The sequence below is a fragment of the Mumia sp. ZJ430 genome (genome assembly GCF_011751845.1).
Classification (GTDB): Bacteria; Actinomycetota; Actinomycetes; order Propionibacteriales; family Nocardioidaceae; genus Mumia.
The window spans coordinates 458,000-476,916 of record NZ_JAAHFK010000002.1; the positions used below are offsets into that span (position 1 = coordinate 458,000).

The window sequence follows — 18,917 nt, forward strand, 5'->3', positions numbered from 1 at the left end:
AGGGAGTGAAGGGGCGCAAGAAGCGCCCCCACAGCAGGAGGAACGCTCATGAGGATCGACTACGCCGTCATCGCCGCCGCCGCCGCAGTCCTGACCGGAGTCGGCGGCGCGGCCGCCGTCGTCCAGGTGAGCAGCGACGCTGACCCGAGCACGCAGCTGCCGTCGGCCACGAGCCCGGCGCCGACCTCGACCTCGGCGCCGACCGCCAGCACCACGACCGCCGCCACCACTGCGACCACGGCACCCGCGAGCGCGGATCCCTCGACGTCCCCCACCACAACGGCCGCAGACCCGGCCACGACCGACGCCCTGAGCGAGGAGAACGTCATCCGCGAGCGCCTCTACTACGACGTGACCCGCCACTCGTTTACCCAGGAGCAGACTTCGTTCCTGCCGCTCGGGCCATGCACCGGCGACCTCGAGCTAGGTGACGCCATCGGCGACGACGTCACGCGCATCGACGCGAAGCTCGTCGGTGCCGGTGGCCGGTACGTCATCGAGCAGCTCGCGGAGACGGACACCCCGAACCTCGCGGCTCAGGCGGCGGAGACGATCGTGACGCTGGTCGATGAGTGCGAGGCGATCCAGGGCGGCGACTTCGGGTACGGCGACCCGGTGCTCGTGTCCTCCGAGCCGCACCACATGATCTGGTACTTCCCGGCGTTCGACTCCGACTCGGTGGCCGGTGGCTACGCCGTGTTCAACGTCGGCAAGCGCGTCGGTGTGCTCGAGGTCAACGACGCGGTCGGCGAGAAGAAGGTCGAGCTGCTGGCCAAGGAAGCAGCGAGGATCGCCGGCGACTAGCGACGCGACGGCCTACCGACGCGTCGTCCCGGCCTTGTGCCGGGTGACCTTCCCGCCGTTCTTGAGCGCCGTCGTGCGGATCGCCGGGGACGATGTGATCCGCTGGCGGTCGCCGTCATCAGAGTCGCTGTCGTCGCTCGAGCCGTCTTCGAGGTCCATGTTGTCGCTCGACTCGTCCGAGGAGTCGTCGAACTTCGACGGCTCGTCGTACGAGGAAGCACTCTCAGGCTCGTGGCGCGCCCGCTTGAGGGGACGTTCGCGGGTGTCGGAGTTGTCATCGTCGTCGTCACGATCCCGCTTGTTCGACCCACCGCGCGCGCCGATGCGAGCGGGGGGGCCGCCGAGGTACTTGCGGGTCTCCGACCCCTCCGTCCCGAGGCTCGTGACGTAACCGATCGTGTTGTACGCCTTGCCGTTCCGGAAGTCCTCCAGTGCCTGCGGCTCCGCGTGAGGCGTGAGCGTGAGGACGTTGTCGCCGAACGTGACGCAGCTGGCAGCATTGGGGAACGCGACCTTGAGCATCGGGTCGGTGAACATACGTTGAACGAGGTCGGCTCGCCCCTTCCGCAAGAAGCAGTGCGTCCAGATCGTCCAGTACCCGGTGCTGATGATCGCGTAGGCGACGGGTGCCGGGAAGGACGGATCGTTCCCCGCGATCACGGGTGTGCCGGCCTCGACGGCCGCTGCCGCGGCGAAGGCGTTCTTGCGGCTCGCGACGCGCATGTCGGCAGCGAGTTCGCGACTGAAGGCACTGGTGGTGGTCCGAGCATTGAGTCCCCAGAGACCGATGGTGGCGTCCGCACGGTCGGCGAACCCGGGGGTGGTGAGGGCGTCCTCGAGCTCGCTGTCGACCTTCAGGGTGATCTTGGTCTGGGAGAAGAGGTCCTGCTTGAAGGCGTCCAGGCCCTGGTAGGCGGAGGTCTGGCCGTCGCCGTCGAACCGGAACGCACTGAACGTGTTCACAGCATCCGGCCACAGGTAGGCGCCGAGACCGGTCGTCGTCTTGACCTTGGCCGACTTGCGCACGTTGCACGCCCCGCACGCGACGACGTACTGGATCTCGAACGTCTCGAACTCCGCCGCGGCGGCGTTGGTGTTCGCCTGCTTGGCGACGCGGTGCTCGACCTGGACGCCGGACGGGAGAGGCGCCTCGCAGGCGACACAGTAGGCGCCGAACGTCCGGACGAGCGTCGCGCCGTACACGTCATAGCTCATCTTGGGCGTGCGCTTCACCGTCTGCACGGGGCGGTCGACCGCTCTCACGACGGTGCCTGCGCCTGCCGGCCGTTGTGCGGCGCCGAGAGCACCCCGAGCTGTGGGTTCGCGATCTGCAGCGGCGGTGACGGGAATCCGTTGCGGAACCGGGCGACGGCCTCGACGAGCTTCGTGTAGCCGTCGAGTTCGCTGGCCTGCGCGCCGCCGGCCGACCTCAGGATGGCGGTGATCGCCTCCGTCTGGTCGTTCTCCAGCGTGACGCGGCGGGCTTCCTGCTCCTGCAGGACCGTCGAGTAGGTGTCGAGCGCGTTGCCCGTGCCGATGTAGGCGTCGACCATGACACCGTCGGTGCGCATCACCGTTCGGTTCGTCGACAGCACGATGCCGGGAACGGTGAACCCGGCCGGCTCGCCATCGATGGTGACCGCGCTGGTGTGCGCGAGGTTCACGCGGTAGTGGCGGGACGACGCATCTCCCCTCGTCTCCGCGCTCGAGAGGATGAAGCCTTGGTCGCTCTGCAGGTTGTTCGTTCCGGTGATCGCGTTGACTTCGCGCGTGACCTCGGCGCGTGCGCTCGCGGGGTCGAGGGTGTCGCTGTGGCGGGCGATGAGGATCTCTGCCTGGTGCAACGGCACCTCATCACGGGACTCTCGCAGCCCGTCGAAGTACGCCACTCTGACGTCGGTCAGATGAAGGACGGTGAGGTACTCCTGGTTCATCTGCCGGAAGACGTAGTTGAGAGTGCGTGACAGGTTGATGTTCTCGAGCACCCGCTCGTTGTCGGCCTCCTCCCACGACTCCTCGGCGACCTCATCCGCGGTCGTCACGGAGACCTCTCGGGCGGCCGAGGCGCGTGACGTGTGCTTGTCGAGCGCGTTGACCGTTGACTTGGCGAAGGTCTCCCGATCGGCGGTGCTGTTGCCTTTCACGCCGCCGGAGACGTCGACGCTCGCGCTCCCCCACCCCCACGTCGCGTCGCCCCTCGCCTCGATGTCGGCGTGGTACTCGAAGCTGCTGGCAATGTCGCTGCTCGTCGAGTCCTCCTGCATCGCGAGACGTTCGAACTCCGACTCGGCCTCACGGCTGGAGGAGTCCAGCACCGACGACGCTCGGGCGGACGTGACGGACTTGCGGTGATAGCTGCGGACCTGCATGCGCACCTTCTCGCCCGGCAGCAGGGTGAGCGTCTTCAGGGTGCGGCCGGCGCCGTACCGGCCGAGAAAGCTCGTGAGGCTGTAGGTCTCGATGAACAGCAGCCGGGGCCGCGGCTCGGTCGCCGTCCTTGGCGGGACGAGACGCCAGAGGTACGACCCGTCCGCGCTCGGATAGACGACGAGCTGGCTGTTGGAGTCCAGGATCGCTGTGGCGAGCTTGTCGGGGTCCACACCCTTCAGCGCCAGCCTGACACCGGCCATGGTGACGCCGTCCATCGACCCGGCCATCAGGGGGAAGGAGTTGGGGTTGAGGTAGCCGATCGTCTGCGCGAGCACGATGTCGTCCCGCAGCGCGATCTGCGTACGGGCGGGGCGATCCGTCTCCTGGCGGCGGTAGTCGTCGTGGGTCGTGAGTGGGTGAAGCACTCCTCCTCCGCCGCCTCCTCCTCCGCCCGGGCCTGACCCTATTGAGGACGAGGGTCCAGAGATCACGTTGGGTGGCCCCGTCTGGCCGGGTGTGCTGGCGGGCGCGACGAGAGGCTTGCTCGTGCTCGTGCTCGTGCTCGGCGCGACATCCTGCTTGGGCGCCGTTGCCGGTTGGACCGCGAGCTCGACGACGCGACGGCCGGTGTGGACGACGTTGTCGGGCAGCTTCTGCGAGATGGTCATGCGGTCGGCGTCGCCCTCGGGTACCGGCACGGTCGGAACCTCGGGTGGCAGCGGCGTCCGCGCCGGCGGCTGCGCGGGCGGCGCCGGGATGGGCTCGCTGAGGGTCGGAACGTCACCCAGCTCCGAAGCGTCGACGATCACCGTCCGCAGGTCCAGCCCTGGCGGGTAGAGATTGATCGCCTGGTCAGCAGCCGGGCCTTTGCGGACGATCCAGGGCACGGCGGAGTCGACCAACCATTCGGCGGGCACATCGTGATCCGTCACGGAGTCCTGATTGGCCGTCTGGCGGATCTCCTGCGGGGTGAGGCGACGCGTCCAGAGTCGGCCACCGGCGAAATCGCACGTCGCTGAGAAGTGGTCCCCGAAGACGCTGCTGAACTCGATGTCATTGATCGGCAGACCCACACCCGCGATCGTGGTGGGCAGGCTGATGACCAGCGTCCCGTCGAGGGACAGCTCGATCACGGTGCCATCGACGGCGACCGACACGCGGACCCAGCTGTCGTTCGCCGGCACCTCCCTGCTGGCGCTGAAGCCGTGCCCGTCCCGCCCGATCGTGCCGCCGGGGGCGTCGAACGCCACCTCGGCGTTGGCCACGGGCGCATCGGTGCTGATGTCACCCACCAGCACCGTCCATCGCGCACCTACCGCGACGGCACGCACGCCGACCGCGAGCTTGGCGAACCCGCTCGTCATCACCGCGATCGGATAGGCGCCGTACGTCCCGTCGAGCTGGGCGAGGCGCACCCACGACTCCACCGTGAACGCTGCGAACGGGCCACCGCTGACGGGCGCGTTCAGCATGAACCTCTGGCCGGCCGTGCTGACCGCTTTCATGGATCCCCCTGTGTGCGTCGGTGCCATGCAGGCTAGGGAGAACTGACGGCCGACGAGGGGAATTGCGCGAAGCGGTCGCAGAGGGTGTCGTGAGGGAACTGATGTCCTTCCGCCTCCGGACGCCGTCGACGAGCAGATCAGCCGGCGTCGTCGAAGAAGATCGCCGGGTTGAGGAACTGCCTCTCCCACAGCGCCCGCTTCTCTACCGCAGTCAGCCGCGCAAGGTCGGCGACGTCATCCCACGACTCGCGGATCGTCGTGACCGTTCGCTCGACGATGTCGGCGGCCTGAGCCCGGGTGAGCTGGTAGATGGGCGCCGCTTCCAGGCACACCCGCAGCCTCGACTCCCGCCGTCCCTCGGTGTCGATCGCCATCGCCTGCGCGGCTGTCGCACCAGTCCGGGCCATCGGCGCGAGGTCGTACGCCGGGGTCAGGGTGAGCCTCTCGCCGTCCCAGAACGCGGCGTGATTGCGCGCGTGGTCATCCATGTTGCTGATGCACACGTTGAACACGATCCGGCCGAACAGCTCGCGCAGGGTCGCTGCCGGGTCCGTGAACCGTTGACGGATCTGCCATGCCAGGTCCGGGTACGTGGCGTACCGGCCCTCGAACTCGCTCAGGCCAAGGATGGTCAGCGCCGACACGAGCATCCTCCGCCGCCCCGGCACCTCCGTACGGTCGAACCGTTCGACGAGCAGGACATCACGGCCAAGTGACTCGATGACCTCGGTGCGCGGTGCGGACAGTCCCACGCGGCGAGCGAGCTCCATCGCGGCCCCCTCGGCCTTGACGACCGGAAGGACGTCGCTCGACGACGAGAGCTTGGCGATCAGCTGGCGTCCACCGTCGTCGACAAGGACCTTCGGCCGCGCACCACCCACAGAGGTGCCATGCTCGAGCGCGCTGGCGAGGTCAGGCGGAAGGACCTCGCCGGCGTCAAGGCGCTGTGCTGCGTCCTGCAGGTCAGCAAGGCTCGCGTGATCGTCACGCACCTCGTACGACCGCGCCGACCGCTGGAAGTCGAGCGCACCGATCCTGTTCGACCCGGAGTCGAGCAGGTAGGTGAACTCGTCGAGCTCCCCCACGTCACTGGCGGCCGAGAGCCGACCGGTGCGAGCGGCGAGGATCACCCGCCTTCCCCAAGCATCCGGCGCGGCGTCACGGATCGCGCCGGCGATCGGAAGCGCGCCGACAGGCTCGATCGGGCCCCGGCGCAGCGGGAGCTCAGGGAGGTAGAGCGAGAGGGCGTCCGCACGCTCGAGATACGACCGCCCGTAGGTGAAGACGATGCGGTCACCGGCGTGGTCGAGCCGCCCGGCGACGACGGGCTCGGTGGCGCCAGGCAGCCACACCCACACGAAGACCTGCCGAGGTACGCGCTCAGAAGTCGTCATCGAACTCGACCTCCTGCGTACGCACGCGCTGGGGCAGGAGCGCGAGCTGATCGGCCGTTCGTGCGACGACCTCGCCGAGCGTTCCTGGCTGCACTCCGTACAGCTCCACTCCGCTCAGAACGGCAGCCTCGAACATCAGACCGACTGCGACCGTTGGATTGCCGCTCTCGATCTTGCGCACAGTTCCGGGAGACACACCAAGGCGCTCGGCGAGCTCAGCCGCAGTCCAGCCGCGACGGCGACGAGCTGCGGCTACCTGGTGGCCGAGGGCCTCGACGGCTTGCAGGGTCGGGCGCCCGAGCATCCGCGTACGCTTGGTCATGACTTCTCCACAGTCGTTAAAGCGATGATTAAGGCTATAAACGTCACTTTAACGCGCTTCGCGCACCGATGCGAATGATCTCCAACGCGGCGCTGCTCCCCTAGGTGCGGCGCGTGCCTCTCGCGGTGACGCCGTCGAGGGTGATCGTCCCGTCGTCGAGGCGGACGCTGACGGCGTAGCGGAACTGCGCGCGTACGGCCGGGTCGCGGAAGTCGAACACTCCCCCGACGTCGGCCGTCGGCCCGGAGATCCCAGCCGGCTCGGTTCAAGCGGTTGTGATAGCGGAACAGCAGGTAGTTGTCGGCGTCCTTCGCCAGCCCGACGAACACCGTGTCCTGCGTCCCGGCCTCCGCGAACGTGCCCGAGCTCGGGAGCATCGGCGGGACGCAAGGGGCGGCCTCTCGTTCGCAGGGCACAGACCGGTCTCCGCGACGTTAGTGACGCCGCGTGGTGATGTCACGCCTTTCCCTCACCGCGCGATGAAATGCGCGGCCGGTACGCTCGCCGCGTGCTGAATTGGCGAACCGGCGGCGTCGGCCGCGTACTCCTCCCCCTCGCGGCCCTTCCGCTCCTTCTCACCGGATGCGGTGCCAGTGAATCGGACGCGGCGTCGACGTTGGGCGAGGAGCAGCTCGAGTCTGTGCTCGTGACGCTGGACGATCTGTCCGAGGGCTTCGTCCCGTTGTCGAGCGGCGGCGACGGCGGGGGGAACGACGCCCGCGCCAGTCTCAACGATGCCGAGTGCCTCGCCGGGCTCGACCTCGCGAACGCCGACGAGGCACCGAGGGCCGAGGCCGGATTCAACCGCGCCAACGTCCTCACGATCACCAGCACCGCGACCTCGTACCCGAACGACGACGTCGCGGCCTCGTTCGACGAGACGGCCGACGCGCTCGCGTCGTGCGCGGACTTCGAGGTCAGCGCCGACAACGGATCCGGCGTCAAGGGCACGCTCATCTCCGACGACACGGCGGCCTCGAAGGACATCGACGCGCAGATCACCGTCTACCTCACCGGGACGCAGCAGCCCACCAATCTGCCGGTGGAGATCACGTTCGGCGTCGCGCGGATCGGCAACGACGTCGTGAGCGTCAGCGCCGAAGGACTCGGCGGGCCGTCCGGCGAGTCGTTCCAAGAGCTGATGCGCGCGACGACCGACCGACTCGTCGCTGCACGCGAGGGCTGACCCGCCTCAGCCGTCCGCGCGCAGGTCGCGGCGTACGAGGACGCGCGGGAATCCGTTGAGGACGGAGTCCGTGTCCGCGACCTTCGTGAAGCCTGCGCGCTCGAACACCGCGAGCGTGCCGACGTACGCCATCGTCAGATCGACCTTCGCGCCGCCGTTGTCGACCGGATAGGCCTCGAGCACCGGCGCCCCGTACGCGCGAGCGAACTCCACCGCCCCTTCGACGAGGTGGTGCACGATGCCCTGGCCGCGATGCCCCGGGCGGACGCGCACACACCAGAGCGACCAGACATCGAGGTCGTCGACGTGCGGGATCCTGCGGTTGCGGGCAAAGCTCGTGTCGGCGCGCGGGTGCACGGCCGCCCAGCCGACGACCTCGTCCCCGTCGTACGCGAGGACGCCCGGCGGCGGGTCCTCGCGGACGAGCTGCTCCACGCGAGCGCCGCGTGCGGGCCCGACGAGCTCGCGGTTCTCCTTGGACGTCGTCAGGCGATAGCTGAGGCACCAGCACACGTTGGCGTCGGGACGCTTCGGCCCGACCAGAGTCGCCACGTCCTCGTACGACGTCGCCGGGCGGACCTCGATGCTCATGGACACCGAGCGTAGGGCGCAGCAACGACATTCCCCCTGAGGCAGTTTCGGCAGTCTCGTGACATTTTGTGCCAGAACCTGACGCATCTGCCACGCTGACAGCCACTCGGGACATCCACTGGCACAAACGATCGTTGGGGGACGCGTCGTGACCGACCGCGTGCAAGAGATCCTGCCCATCAAGCGGGCCGCAGAAGACGAGCTCCTGAGCAGGCCCGGTGTCACCGCGGTCGACATCGGTTACAAGTACGTCGACGGGGAACGCACCGACGAGATCGTGATCCGGGTCCACGTCGCGCACAAGCACGATGTTCCCGAGGACGAGTGGATCCCCGCGGAGATCGAGGGCATCCCCACCGACGTCATCGAGGGTCGCTACGAGCCGCTGGACGACACCGGCAGCTACAACCCGGTGAAGGGCGGCATCAGCGTCGGGCCGTACAGGATCGTCGACGGGATCTGGGCCGGCACCCTCGGCGCGATCGTCGTCGACAACGACACCGGCGACGCGTTGGCGCTGAGCAACTACCACGTCTTCTGCGTGAACGAGGGATGGCACGAGCCCGCCCGGTCTCGGCAGATCGTCCAGCCGAGTCTCGTCGACAACCCCATCACGGCTCGCTTCATCGGCCCGATCCTCCGAGGGACGCTCGGCAAGAACGTCGACGCCGCCGTCGCCCATCTGCAGGGCTGGTACACCAGCTGGGTCTGCGAGGTCCAGGACATCGGGGTCCTCACGGGGACCGCAGACGCGACTCTGGGCCTCAGTGTCCGCAAGCGGGGGCGCACCACCGGCTTGACGCACGGGAGAGTCGACGGCCTTCACACCTCCACGACGATCGACTTCGGGCACGGTGTGGGCAAGGTGACGCTCTCCGACCAGATCAGCATCGCGGCGGTCGACCCCTCGCCGACGTTCGCAGGTCCGGGTGACTCCGGATCGGTCGTGGTCGACGACCACGGTCGCGTGATCGGACTGCTGTTCGCAGGCGGCGGGTCCGCAGGGCTCAGCACCCCGATCCGGCGCGTGCTGGACGTGATGAACGTACGACTCGGTCTCGCAGGAATCGGCGGCTTCGATCTGACGACGAAGACAGATCGCGTGTTCGCGCACGACTTTGGCGGCACGGGCAAGCTCGACCACCTGGCGCTCTACCGACCTGGCAAGGGCGCTTTCTACCTGGTCGAGCGCGACGGCAAGGGGCCCGACGGCAACGCGCGGTTCAAGCCGCTCTATCAGCAGCCTCAGGGCGGTTCCGGCATCGGCGGCTTCGACCTGACCGAGTATGCGGACCGGATCATCGCCTTCGACGGCACGAGCACCGGCAAGCTCGATCACCTGCTCTGCTACCGGCCCGGCACCGGCATTGCTCAGATTCTGAAGCACGACGGCGCTCAGTCCGACGGCACGCCCAGGTTCACACCCGTCTACTCCGCGACCGACGGGATCGCCGGTTTCGATCTGTCGTCCAGCAGCGATCAGGTGATCGCCTATGACCTCGACAGCAAGGGCACGCTCGACCACCTGGTGCTCTACCGGCCCGGCAAGGGCGCCGTCTACGTCGTCGAGCGCGACGGCACAGGCGCGGACGGGACCTTGCAGTTCGCGGCGCTCTTTCAGCAACCTCAGGGCGGTTCCGGCATCGGCGGCTTCGACCTGACCTCCGGCAGAGATCGGATCATCGCCTTCGACGGTGCCAGCACTGGCAACCTCGACCACCTGCTGCTGTATCGGCCAGGCACCGGCATCGCCTTCGTCCTGAGGTACGACGGCGAGAAGGTGTCGGGTGGCCTCGAGTTCACCCCGGTCTACATCGGGAGAAGCGGGATCGGCGGCTTCGACCTGTCGGAGACCACCGACCAGGTGATCGCCTTCGACTTCGACGGCTCCGGGAAGGCCGACCACCTGGTGATGTACCGGCCCGGCACGAGCCCCTCGTACAAGGGCATCCTCTTCATCGTCAAGTGCACCGGCATGAACAGCGAAGGAAGCCTCGAGTTCACGGCGGTCTATCAGCAGGGCGATCACGATCCCGGCATCGGTGGATACGAGCTCACCTCGATCGACGATCAGATCATCGCCTTCGACGGCGCCAGCACCGGCAAGCTCGACCACCTGGTGTTGTATCGGCCAGGCACCGGGATCGCGTGCATCCTCAAGCACAACGGCTCGAGGGCCGACGGGACCCCTGCGTTCGAGCCGATCTACCGTGCCGACGGAGTGTCCTGACAAAGAAGCGCCCGCTGCCGTGAGCCTCGTACGATCGGCCCATGAGTGAAGGCGTACAGAACCTGCAGGCGGCACTCGCGACAATCACCCATCCGTGGCAGCCGCACCGGCTCGCGAGCATCAACGACTACGACGTGAAGGTCGTGAAGCTCCAGGGCGAGTTCGTGTGGCACACCCACCCCGACACCGACGAGCTGTTCCTCGTGATCAGCGGCGACCTGACGATCCAGCTCCGCGACGGTGACGTGACGCTTGGTCCCGGCGACGTCTACGTCGTCCCGAAGGGCGTCGAGCACTGCCCGATCGCCGGCGCCGAGGTGGAAGCGGTGCTCATCGAGCCGAAGGGCACCGTCAACACCGGGGACGCCGGCGGCGAGATGACCTCGGAGCTGCGCGAGCTGGCTTAGCGCGCCCGCAGCAGGACCGACTCCCCCGCGTCGAGCGTCAGGGCACCGTCGCGCTCGCGCTCCCAGCGGTCGCGGCGCGGGTCGTACGCCTCGGCGGGCGCCGGCAGCGTGAGCCGTACGCGCGCCCGCTCGTGGCGGGAGTAGTTCGCGACCAGCGTGTGCAGGCGGTCGTCGCCGTCGACGAAGCGACCCAGCACCACCGGGTCGCCGCTGACCGCGGAGACGAGCCCGTCCGCCGCGAACGGGTCGAGCCCGGCGGGCGGAGCCGCGACCCCCGCGAGCTGGACGGCGGTCGACGTGAGGCCGAGCATCTGCTTGCCGAGCGGTGCGAGGACGTCGCGGTTGATGTCCTTGGAGTAGCGGTACAGCGGCGTGCGCTTGCCCTCGACCGTGATCAGCCCGGTCGTGAACGCTTCGCCGCGCGCGGGGTCTGGGGTCCAGTACGTGAAGTACTGGATGCCCTTGCACCCGTACGCGAGGCTGATCGAGATCTGCCAGAGGATGTCGGCCTTCGTCGGGATCGCGTGGTTCGCATAGCCGACGCTCTGGATGTAGACCCACGAGTCGCGCCCGTGCTTGAGCGCGGCGGCGCGGACCTGCGCCCAGTTCTCGAAGTAGCCGAGGTCCTCGCCGCTGGCCAGGATCGGGTAGCGGTCGAACGAGAGCACGGGCGAGTCGAGGTCGCGCGCGGCCTGCTCGTACCCGGCCCCGAAGCCGGGAAGCATGTTCACGTACGAGAGCGCGTCCGGGTAGGCCTCGTTGGCCATCGCGACGGCCTTCGCCATGAGCGGGAGCTGGCCGACGCTCGGCTCGTCGTACAGGTGCATGCCCGCGAACGACGCGTATCCGGATCCGGACGGCAGTCGCCACGCGCTGAGCCCTTCGTCGAAGGTCTCGCTGAACAGCTCCGCTCCCCCGGCGCCGGTGATGACGACGTTGTCGAAGTACGCCGACTCGGGCCCGGCCTCGCGGAATCCGGCCGAGCCGGAGGTGAACCGGGTGTCCGTCGTCGTGTCGACGAGCACGCCGTCGATGCGCGTGGTGATCGTCGCGCCGCTCAGCGTCGTCTCGACGTGATGGGTCTTGCCGGGCTCGAGCTGGTACGGCAGGGAGACCTGCGTGACCGTCGGGTTGCCGTTGACGAAGACCGCCTTCTTGAGCACCGCCTTGCCGTCGGAGCCCTGGGTCGAGAGCAGCCACACGTACGCGTTGCGCTCGTCCTGGATCCGGAACGCCCAGCCGGCCTGCGCGTACCCGCCCGCGCCCGTACGGAGGGGTTCGGTGTCGAACGCGAAGGTGTAGTCGCTCCAGCTGGCGCCGTCCGCGACCCAGCCGATCGACCCGTCGCCGCTGCCGCTCGAGATGTGCAGGCGACCACCGACGGCCCGCCACGACGGGGCGTACCGGTTGACCGCTGCGGTGATCCGCTGACGCAGCTCGGCCTCGCTGATCGTGTTCGGCGCGGCGGGGTCGCCGACGTTCATGTTCTTGAGGAGCCACTTGATGTCGGGGTCCTCGACGAGCACCTTGAGGCCGGCTTCGTCGGCGATGCGGAGCATGTGCGTGGTGATCTGGACGTCGGAGTTGGAGTAGTTGCCGCCGTGGACGTACGTGAAGCCCGCCTCGGCGATCTCGCGGTAGCGCGCGACCGTGGTCTGGGTGGGCGGCGGGGGCCAGAAGAGGCCGATCGGGAAGCGGCCGTCGTTCATGAGCGGGCCGCCGGTGGTGGCGCTGGCTGCGGCTGCGGCTGCGGTCGTTGTGGCCGCTGCGGCGGCGCCTGTCTTGGCCGTCGCGGCACTGGCGGCGCCGCCCCCGAACGGGTTGGCGACGCCGGCGGCGACCAGCGCTCCTCCCAGTGCGAGGAAGGACTTGCGGCTGAGGCCGTTGTCAGGTTCGTCGTGCTGGGGGGTCATGCGTCCTCCTGGGTCAGCGTGGCTCGGGACTGGTGCGGCGGGTACGGCGTTCGGGGCGGCGAGGGCGGACAGCGCGCTCGGTCTCGGACAGGAGCTGGACGGTGCGGTCGTAGTCGTGCTGGCCGACGGCGAGGTAGAGCATCTCGACGACGGCGAGCTCGGAGTGCCGGGACGCGAGCGGGCCGTCCTGGAAGGTGGTCTCCTCGGCGACGGTCACGAGGAGGTGGTCGGCCAGCGTGGCCAGGCGCGAGCGCGGGCCGGCGGTGATCGCGACGGTGCGGGCGCCGTGCTCGCGGGCGGTGGCGAGCATGTCGAGGGTCTCGTCGGTCTCGCCGGAGTACGAGACGGCGATCGCGACGTCGCGGTCGGTGAGCTGGGCGGCGGCGACCAGACCGTCGTGGACGTCGGCGTATGTCCAGCACGCGATGCCGATGCGGCTGAGGCGCAGCTCGAGCTCGCGCGCCATCACGCCGCTGCCGCTGACGGCGTAGACGTGGACGCGGGTCGCGGTGGCGATTGCTGCGGCGGCTGTCGCGACGGCGTCGAGGTCGAGGCCTGCGAGAGTGGTGTGGACGGCGCGGGCCTGGACCGCCTCGAGCGTGCGGGCGACGTCGGCGAGCGAGTCGTTCGGTCCGATCTCGCGGCTGATGTCGGCGTTCCAGCTCCCGTACGCCGTCGCGGCCGCCTCGGTGATGACGCTGACGCGCAGCGCCGGGTATCCATCGAGGCCGAGCGCGCGGCACAGGCGAGAGACGGCACCGGTGGACGTGCCCGCGCTGATCGCGAGGTCGTTGATCGTGCCGGCGACGGCACTGCGCGGGTCGTCGAGGATCCTCTGCGCGGTGTGGCGCGTGGAGTCCGGAAGCCCCGGGAGGAGCAGACGCATGCGCGCGAGGACGCCGTCGGGGGCCGGGGCGTCTGTGGCGGAGGTCACAGCCATGACAAGAACTATCGCGGGCGGATCCTCCGTGCACAAGAGCGATATGACATATCAGGCGATCTCGCGGCTTGTCGCAACCGGCGCCGCGTCCGGGTGGCGCAGAAGATCGACCCGCCGTGCGCCGCACTCGGAGCACCGTACGTAGTGGACTGTCCCCTCGGACGTGACGTGGCGGGACTCCGTACGCCAGCCGTGCTCGTGGGTGCTGGCCTGCTCGCGTGACGTGGCTTCTGTGCATGTACTCATGAAGTCAACGGTGCTGTAATGGTCTTATGCATCTCAACCCTTACGGCGAGTACGCGGTGCTGCTGGCCGCTTCGCTCGCGAACGACTGGCCCGACGACCGCGACGGCATCGCTGCACGGGCCAGCGAGCTAGGCATGACGATGACGTTCCCCGTGGGACCCCATGACTATGCAGTCACCCGCCGCGTCATCGACGACTGGCTGACGATCGTCGACGCCACCGACCCGACCGAACGCGCCCGGCTGCTCAACGCGCAGATGGCCACCGTCGCTGCGTACCCGAGACTCACCGACCACAACGGCGAGGGCTGGCACCTTCACTACCGCGACGACAACGACGCCCTCCCCCACGTTCTCCGGGCCGTCATCAGCGTCGGCACCGCACTGCACCTGACCACGCGCGGCATGCACCGGCTGAGCCGCTGCGAGGCCGGCGACGCTCCGGACGATCCCTGCACCAACGTCGTCGTCGACGTCACCCGCAACGGTCGCCAGCGCTACTGCTCGGTCCGCTGCGCCAACCGCGCCGCCGTACGCCGCCACCGCGCACGTGCACTCACGGCCTAAACACCCCTCAGAGTTGCTGTCATTCGCCCGAGGTCGTCATAAACGATCGCCTCGTCCATGAAAGCAATGCCGTCCGCCTCATCAGGGAGGTTGGTGGACCGATAAGCCGACGTCGTCTCCCCCCGGCTGAGGAACAGCACGAGCCACGTGGCGAACACCGCAATCACCACCGCAACAACGGTCATTATCAGCACTCGGCGACGTGTCACGCCAACCCCCAGTTGCGTGGTGAAAACTCTCATATTCGCAAGCCGGACGCTAGTTACTCTCGACCGCCACGGTCAAGACCTCGCGTTGCTTACGAAGGACCAACGCCTTGAAACGCGCACGCCGATATGCTGGCTTTTGGGGCATTCCTCAGGACCCCATCTCGCGGCTCACCGCGGTCGGCGGTGCGTCCGGGTGGCGCAGGAGGTCGACCGTCGTACGCCGCACTCGGAGCACCGTACGTGGTGGATCTTCCCTTCGGAGATTACGTGGCGGGACTCCGTGCGCCAGCCGTGCTCGTGCGTGCTGGCGTGACCACCGCGACCGCATCGCCGCACGGGCCCGCGAGCTGGGCATGACGATGACCTTCCCCGTGGGACCCTGAGTCGGCTCTCGCATCCGAAGCTCTCGATGGCTTCAGGCGTGCGTTACCCGTTGGTGTCGCGGAAGCCGGGCGGCGCGAAGTAGGCGATCACCGATGCTGCTCGTCGTCGACGGCATCCCACAGGATTCACTCGGGTCGCGTCACCGCGATGACATCGACGATTCCGTCGAGGCCGGCAAAGTCGTCGGGGTTCGTCGTGTAGAGGGGCAGGTCGGCTGCTGCTGCGACCGCGGCGATCATCAGGTCGGCGACTCGACGGCGCGGGGTTCTCCCGACGTCCCGGACGGCTGCACTGATCCTGCCGAAGGCGCGCGCAGCTTCGGCGTCGAACGGGAGCGGGTCGAAGGCATACTCCGCGCGCTGAAGGATGTCGGTGCGTCGAGCCCGTTCAGCACGGGCCTCCGCGTCATCACCGGCCACGAGGTGTACGCCCGCGGAGAGCTCGGCCAGAGTGACGGCGCTGATCGCGACCTCTAGCGGGAGCTCCCCCGGGTCGATCAATCGGCGCAGCACAAGGATGTTCGTGTCAAGGAGGCCCCGTTCGCGGTCAGTGGGCATAGGGGTCGCGTCCGCCCTGCTCAGCAGCTGCATGCTGATCGGCACGGAACCGCTCAAGATCCATCACTGGCGCAGCACCGGACATCCGATCGAAGTCGTCACGCGACACAAATCGTCGTCGGGATCGCAGCGGCACGAGCTCGCCGATCTGCTGCCCGCTCCTTGTCACGACGAACGACCTGCCGCTCTCAAGGGCGTCCATGATCTCCTTCGATCGCAGTCGGAGGTCACGCTGGCTGATCTCGTCAGAAGACACCATGGCTCCATCGTAGGACCATGTGCTACCTGGTGCTACATGGTTCTCGACGCTCATTCTGTGATCAGGCATGCCTCCCAGGATCACGCCTGGCAGGACGCCCAGCATCGGGATAGGGCCTCGCTGAGGACGATCAAGTCCTGTGGACATGGGGCTTCTGCCTGTCCCCCAGTCAAGAGGGAGACCTCAATCGCACCGCGCGCTCTCAGCGACCTCGTCTGCCGGGTTGTCGACACCGCATCCGTTCATGACGACGACTGTCGATCGATCCGTATCGACATTTCGGATTCCCGCCCCCGCGCCATCGCAGCCCGATAGGTTCCCGCCACAACCTCGCAGCGCCATAGCGGGAGTGATCACCAGGATGTACGCCGTCATCGACACCGAGACGACAGGACTATCCCCGAAGTACCACCACCGCATCGCCGAGATCGGCGTCGTCCTCGTTGACGGCGGCGGCCGTATCGAGCACGAGTGGTCGACGCTCGTGAACCCTGATCGCGACCTCGGCCCGCAGCGCATCCACGGCATCCGCGCTGCCGATGCCCGCCGGGCCCCTCGCTTCGAGGATCTGGCAGCGCACCTCATCGAGCTCCTGCGCGGCCGTACGCTCGTGGCGCACAACCTTCCGTTCGACCTGACTTTCCTCGATGCCGAGTACGCCCGCCTGGGCGCAGGCTTCCCGGTCGACCGCTCGCACGGGCTATGCACGATGAACCTCGCCGCGTCATACCTCCCCGGCGCCGGCCGCTCGCTCGCTGAGTGCTGCGCCGCCGCCGGCATCCCGCTCGGGGGTTGGCACTCTGCCAGCGCGGACGCCCGCGCCACTGCCGATCTCCTGAGCCATTTCCTCCAGCGCACCCAGCCTCCGTACCCCTGGAGCTCGATCGCTGAACGAGCCATCACCGTGCCGTGGCCGCAGCTTGCGCCGCAAGCGTTCTCGACCGCTTCACGCGCGACGCGGTCGATGAGCATTCCCGGCGGTGGTGGTGGCGGTGGCCTCGTTGCGGGGATCGTCGACTACCTGCCACGCGTCTCGGGCTCCGCGGTCGCGGACCCGTACCTCGCGGTGCTCGACGCCGCCCTCGCCGACCGCTACCTCAGCGCTGACGAGATCGCCGCACTCGGCGCGCTCGCAGGTTCGCTCGGACTCACCGCCGCGGACACCGATCGCCTCCACCGCGACTACGTCAACGCGCTTGCTCGAGTTGCGCTCGCCGACCACGTACTGACCGACGACGAACGTGCCGACCTCGCGACGATCGTGACGCTGCTCGAGCTGCCGGCGGGCACGGACGCAGAGGCGCTCGTGCGGGCAACAGGTGGTGCGACGACGTCCGAGCTGAGCCTGACCCTCGATGACCTGGTCGTGTTCACCGGCGAGTTCGACGAACCGCGCAGCGTCTGGATGGAGCGTGCGACCGCCGTCGGACTCCGCGTCCACCACGCGGTGACGAAGAAGGTCACGCTGGTCATCGCCGCTGACGTCGACAGCCTGTCGGGCAAGGCAAAGAAGGCACGCGGGTACGGGATTCGAGTGGTGTCGCTCGAGGAGTTCGAGAAGGCACCCGCGATGGGGGTGGTGGAGCGGGCAGGGGTGTGAGGACCGGCGCCGAGCGGACAGGATCACGGACGTGCTTGGAGAGCACCGGACGCCAGAGCCTCGATCACCATCTGAATGGAGTCCCAGTGGGCAAGGGCGTCTGCTGAGGGAATGCTCGGCTCTCGCGGGCTCAACGGCTTCGCTGTCAGCTCCTGGAGTGACTCGAGCATGACGTCCACGTCTCCCCGACCCGCCCTGCGGGCATTCTCGACGGGTACGTCCAGCGCCCGATATCCAATCCACACGCTGGCAACCGTGACTTGGTCGCTGGAACGGCGCAGATGGAACCCACCTGGAGTTGTCTTCAGAAAGAAATGCTCATCGTGTTCGGCGAGCTCACGCAACCGCTCGACGACTGCGCGCGTGGCGTCATCCGAAGCCGCCAGTCGCTCCTCGAGACTCCCCGCACTGCGTCGATCCGTCTTCCGGCTCGCGCCGGCGGTCCGCCCATAGACGGCTGGCACGATCACCGTGCCCTCGTAGCCGAGCGCGCGGTACTGCTTCACCTCTACCGCAAAGACCTCGGCCGGATTCATCTGCTCGTTCAGAAACTCGGTGACGCGCCTGAGCTCGTCGGGAATCACGTCCGCGACGAAGATCATGCGGATACGCCCACCTCGGAGGTTGTCTCCAACCCACCCGAAGAACTCCTCGACGCTGGCGTTGGGGTCGCCACAGAGGGCGGTGATCACGTCAGCCGGGTCGTGCTGACCAGCTCGCTGCGTTTCCTCGAATGCGAACTGGAGCCGATCCACGGGCCAGTAGCGGACTCCGTTCGCGGCGTAGTCCAGCATCTGCCCGACAACTTCGCGTCGGATCCGGGTGTCTGTGGACCGCTTGACCTCCACCAACGTAGGCACCCCATCTTGGTCAACGAAGAGGTGATCGATGCTCCAGCGATCGCCTGCATCGTCACGATCCGGCACCCCGTATTCTCGCTTGATCAGCGCCCATCGCCGCGCTGCATCCGGGTACATCTGTCCGCCCGCGAGGAGATCCGGGTGCGATTCCAAGAGCTGCTGAAGCACGTCCTCAGCCTCGTAGGGTGTGACAGCCATCGAGACAAGATCGCCTCGCGCGTCGATATGAAACAGTCCGTCGGACGTCATCCGTCCATTCTCGCCGCTCGACACGACTGCTGCGCTCACGAGTCGCAGACCGCGGAACTTCGCTCGCGGTCACAAGCGTCAGCGTGGCAGGAACTCCACGCAACGCTTGCCCAGATTCGGACGCGCGTCATACCCAGCATCGTTCCACGAGCTGGCGTGAGCATGGCTCCGCGGACCGTTCCCCCCACCACGCCGAATACTCGTACGCCGAATTCGGGAGTCCACCGACCAGATCGGCGATCTCATCGAAAGTCATGCGCGCGATGCCGGTCCGACGAGCGAGGTGCTCATAGCGGCTGGTACTTGCTCACTCGGTCATCGTTCG

The 18,917-nt window shown here is 68.0% G+C and carries 18 protein-coding genes; 6 read left to right on the top strand and 12 right to left on the bottom strand.

Features of this window, described 5'->3' with window-relative positions:
• Positions 1 to 48 precede the first annotated feature (48 nt).
• Positions 49 to 804, top strand: a complete 756-nt coding sequence (locus HCT63_RS08720) for a hypothetical protein (RefSeq protein WP_167003256.1) — start codon at positions 49 to 51, stop codon at positions 802 to 804.
• 12 nt (positions 805 to 816) lie between these two features.
• Here HCT63_RS08720 and HCT63_RS08725 read toward each other — a convergent pair whose 3' ends face one another.
• The 4 genes from HCT63_RS08725 to HCT63_RS08740 form a co-directional block, all read right to left on the bottom strand.
• On the bottom strand, positions 817 to 2,067 hold the full coding sequence (locus HCT63_RS08725) for a hypothetical protein (protein ID WP_167003258.1): 1,251 nt from the start codon (positions 2,065 to 2,067) through the stop codon (positions 817 to 819).
• Entirely contained in the window at positions 2,064 to 4,679 is a 2,616-nt protein-coding gene (locus HCT63_RS08730; protein WP_167003260.1) for a LamG domain-containing protein, read from the bottom strand. Before HCT63_RS08730 ends, HCT63_RS08725 begins: the two co-directional genes overlap by 4 nt.
• Before the next feature lie 137 nt (positions 4,680 to 4,816).
• A complete protein-coding gene (locus HCT63_RS08735) occupies positions 4,817 to 6,073 on the bottom strand; it encodes a type II toxin-antitoxin system HipA family toxin (RefSeq protein WP_167003263.1) in 1,257 nt (418 codons plus the stop codon).
• Positions 6,060 to 6,395 (bottom strand): helix-turn-helix domain-containing protein, encoded by a 336-nt coding sequence (locus HCT63_RS08740; protein WP_167003265.1) that lies wholly within the window; start codon positions 6,393 to 6,395, stop codon positions 6,060 to 6,062. Before HCT63_RS08740 ends, HCT63_RS08735 begins: the two co-directional genes overlap by 14 nt.
• A gap of 508 nt (positions 6,396 to 6,903) precedes the next feature.
• Between HCT63_RS08740 and HCT63_RS08745 the strand changes: the two genes are divergently transcribed.
• Positions 6,904 to 7,581: a hypothetical protein gene (locus HCT63_RS08745; RefSeq protein ID WP_167003266.1), complete on the top strand. Its 678-nt coding sequence runs from the start codon at positions 6,904 to 6,906 to the stop codon at positions 7,579 to 7,581.
• 6 nt (positions 7,582 to 7,587) lie between these two features.
• Here the strand turns inward: HCT63_RS08745 and HCT63_RS08750 are convergent, their stop codons facing one another.
• Positions 7,588 to 8,172 (bottom strand): GNAT family N-acetyltransferase, encoded by a 585-nt coding sequence (locus HCT63_RS08750; protein ID WP_167003268.1) that lies wholly within the window; start codon positions 8,170 to 8,172, stop codon positions 7,588 to 7,590.
• Between the two features lie 148 nt (positions 8,173 to 8,320).
• Between HCT63_RS08750 and HCT63_RS08755 the strand changes: the two genes are divergently transcribed.
• Positions 8,321 to 10,402, top strand: a complete 2,082-nt coding sequence (locus tag HCT63_RS08755) for a hypothetical protein (protein WP_167003270.1) — start codon at positions 8,321 to 8,323, stop codon at positions 10,400 to 10,402.
• A 41-nt stretch (positions 10,403 to 10,443) separates the two neighbouring features.
• On the top strand, positions 10,444 to 10,809 hold the full coding sequence (locus HCT63_RS08760; RefSeq protein WP_167003272.1) for a cupin domain-containing protein: 366 nt from the start codon (positions 10,444 to 10,446) through the stop codon (positions 10,807 to 10,809).
• Here the strand turns inward: HCT63_RS08760 and HCT63_RS08765 are convergent.
• From HCT63_RS08765 to HCT63_RS08775, 3 genes are read right to left on the bottom strand one after another with little or no spacing between them, the layout of a single operon-like run.
• On the bottom strand, positions 10,806 to 12,722 hold the full coding sequence (locus HCT63_RS08765; protein WP_167003274.1) for a hypothetical protein: 1,917 nt from the start codon (positions 12,720 to 12,722) through the stop codon (positions 10,806 to 10,808). The two genes, HCT63_RS08760 and HCT63_RS08765, sit on opposite strands and share 4 nt — an antisense overlap.
• Positions 12,723 to 12,735: 13 nt before the next feature.
• Positions 12,736 to 13,662 (bottom strand): MurR/RpiR family transcriptional regulator, encoded by a 927-nt coding sequence (locus HCT63_RS08770; RefSeq protein WP_167003276.1) that lies wholly within the window; start codon positions 13,660 to 13,662, stop codon positions 12,736 to 12,738.
• A 51-nt stretch (positions 13,663 to 13,713) separates the two neighbouring features.
• Positions 13,714 to 13,908, bottom strand: a complete 195-nt coding sequence (locus HCT63_RS08775) for a hypothetical protein (protein WP_167003278.1) — start codon at positions 13,906 to 13,908, stop codon at positions 13,714 to 13,716.
• Positions 13,909 to 13,934: 26 nt separating this feature from the next.
• Between HCT63_RS08775 and HCT63_RS08780 the strand changes: the two genes are divergently transcribed.
• A complete protein-coding gene (locus HCT63_RS08780) occupies positions 13,935 to 14,474 on the top strand; it encodes a CGNR zinc finger domain-containing protein (RefSeq protein ID WP_167003280.1) in 540 nt (179 codons plus the stop codon).
• Here the strand turns inward: HCT63_RS08780 and HCT63_RS08785 are convergent.
• The 3 genes from HCT63_RS08785 to HCT63_RS08795 all read right to left on the bottom strand — a co-directional run bounded on the left by HCT63_RS08785 (position 14,471) and on the right by HCT63_RS08795 (position 15,883).
• Positions 14,471 to 14,659, bottom strand: a complete 189-nt coding sequence (locus HCT63_RS08785; RefSeq protein WP_167003282.1) for a hypothetical protein — start codon at positions 14,657 to 14,659, stop codon at positions 14,471 to 14,473. The genes HCT63_RS08780 and HCT63_RS08785 overlap by 4 nt on opposite strands.
• A 533-nt stretch (positions 14,660 to 15,192) precedes the next feature.
• Positions 15,193 to 15,657, bottom strand: coding sequence for a type II toxin-antitoxin system VapC family toxin (locus HCT63_RS08790; protein ID WP_243842954.1), 465 nt, complete (start codon positions 15,655 to 15,657; stop codon positions 15,193 to 15,195).
• Positions 15,614 to 15,883, bottom strand: coding sequence for a prevent-host-death protein (locus tag HCT63_RS08795; protein ID WP_167003284.1), 270 nt, complete (start codon positions 15,881 to 15,883; stop codon positions 15,614 to 15,616). The genes HCT63_RS08790 and HCT63_RS08795 overlap by 44 nt, the downstream gene beginning before the upstream one ends.
• Before the next feature lie 349 nt (positions 15,884 to 16,232).
• On the opposite strand from HCT63_RS08795, the gene HCT63_RS08800 reads away from it, so the two are divergent.
• A complete protein-coding gene (locus HCT63_RS08800) occupies positions 16,233 to 17,483 on the top strand; it encodes an exonuclease domain-containing protein (RefSeq protein ID WP_208322348.1) in 1,251 nt (416 codons plus the stop codon).
• A gap of 23 nt (positions 17,484 to 17,506) precedes the next feature.
• Here HCT63_RS08800 and HCT63_RS08805 read toward each other — a convergent pair whose 3' ends face one another.
• Entirely contained in the window at positions 17,507 to 18,592 is a 1,086-nt protein-coding gene (locus HCT63_RS08805) for a hypothetical protein (RefSeq protein WP_167003288.1), read from the bottom strand.
• Positions 18,593 to 18,917 lie beyond the last annotated feature (325 nt).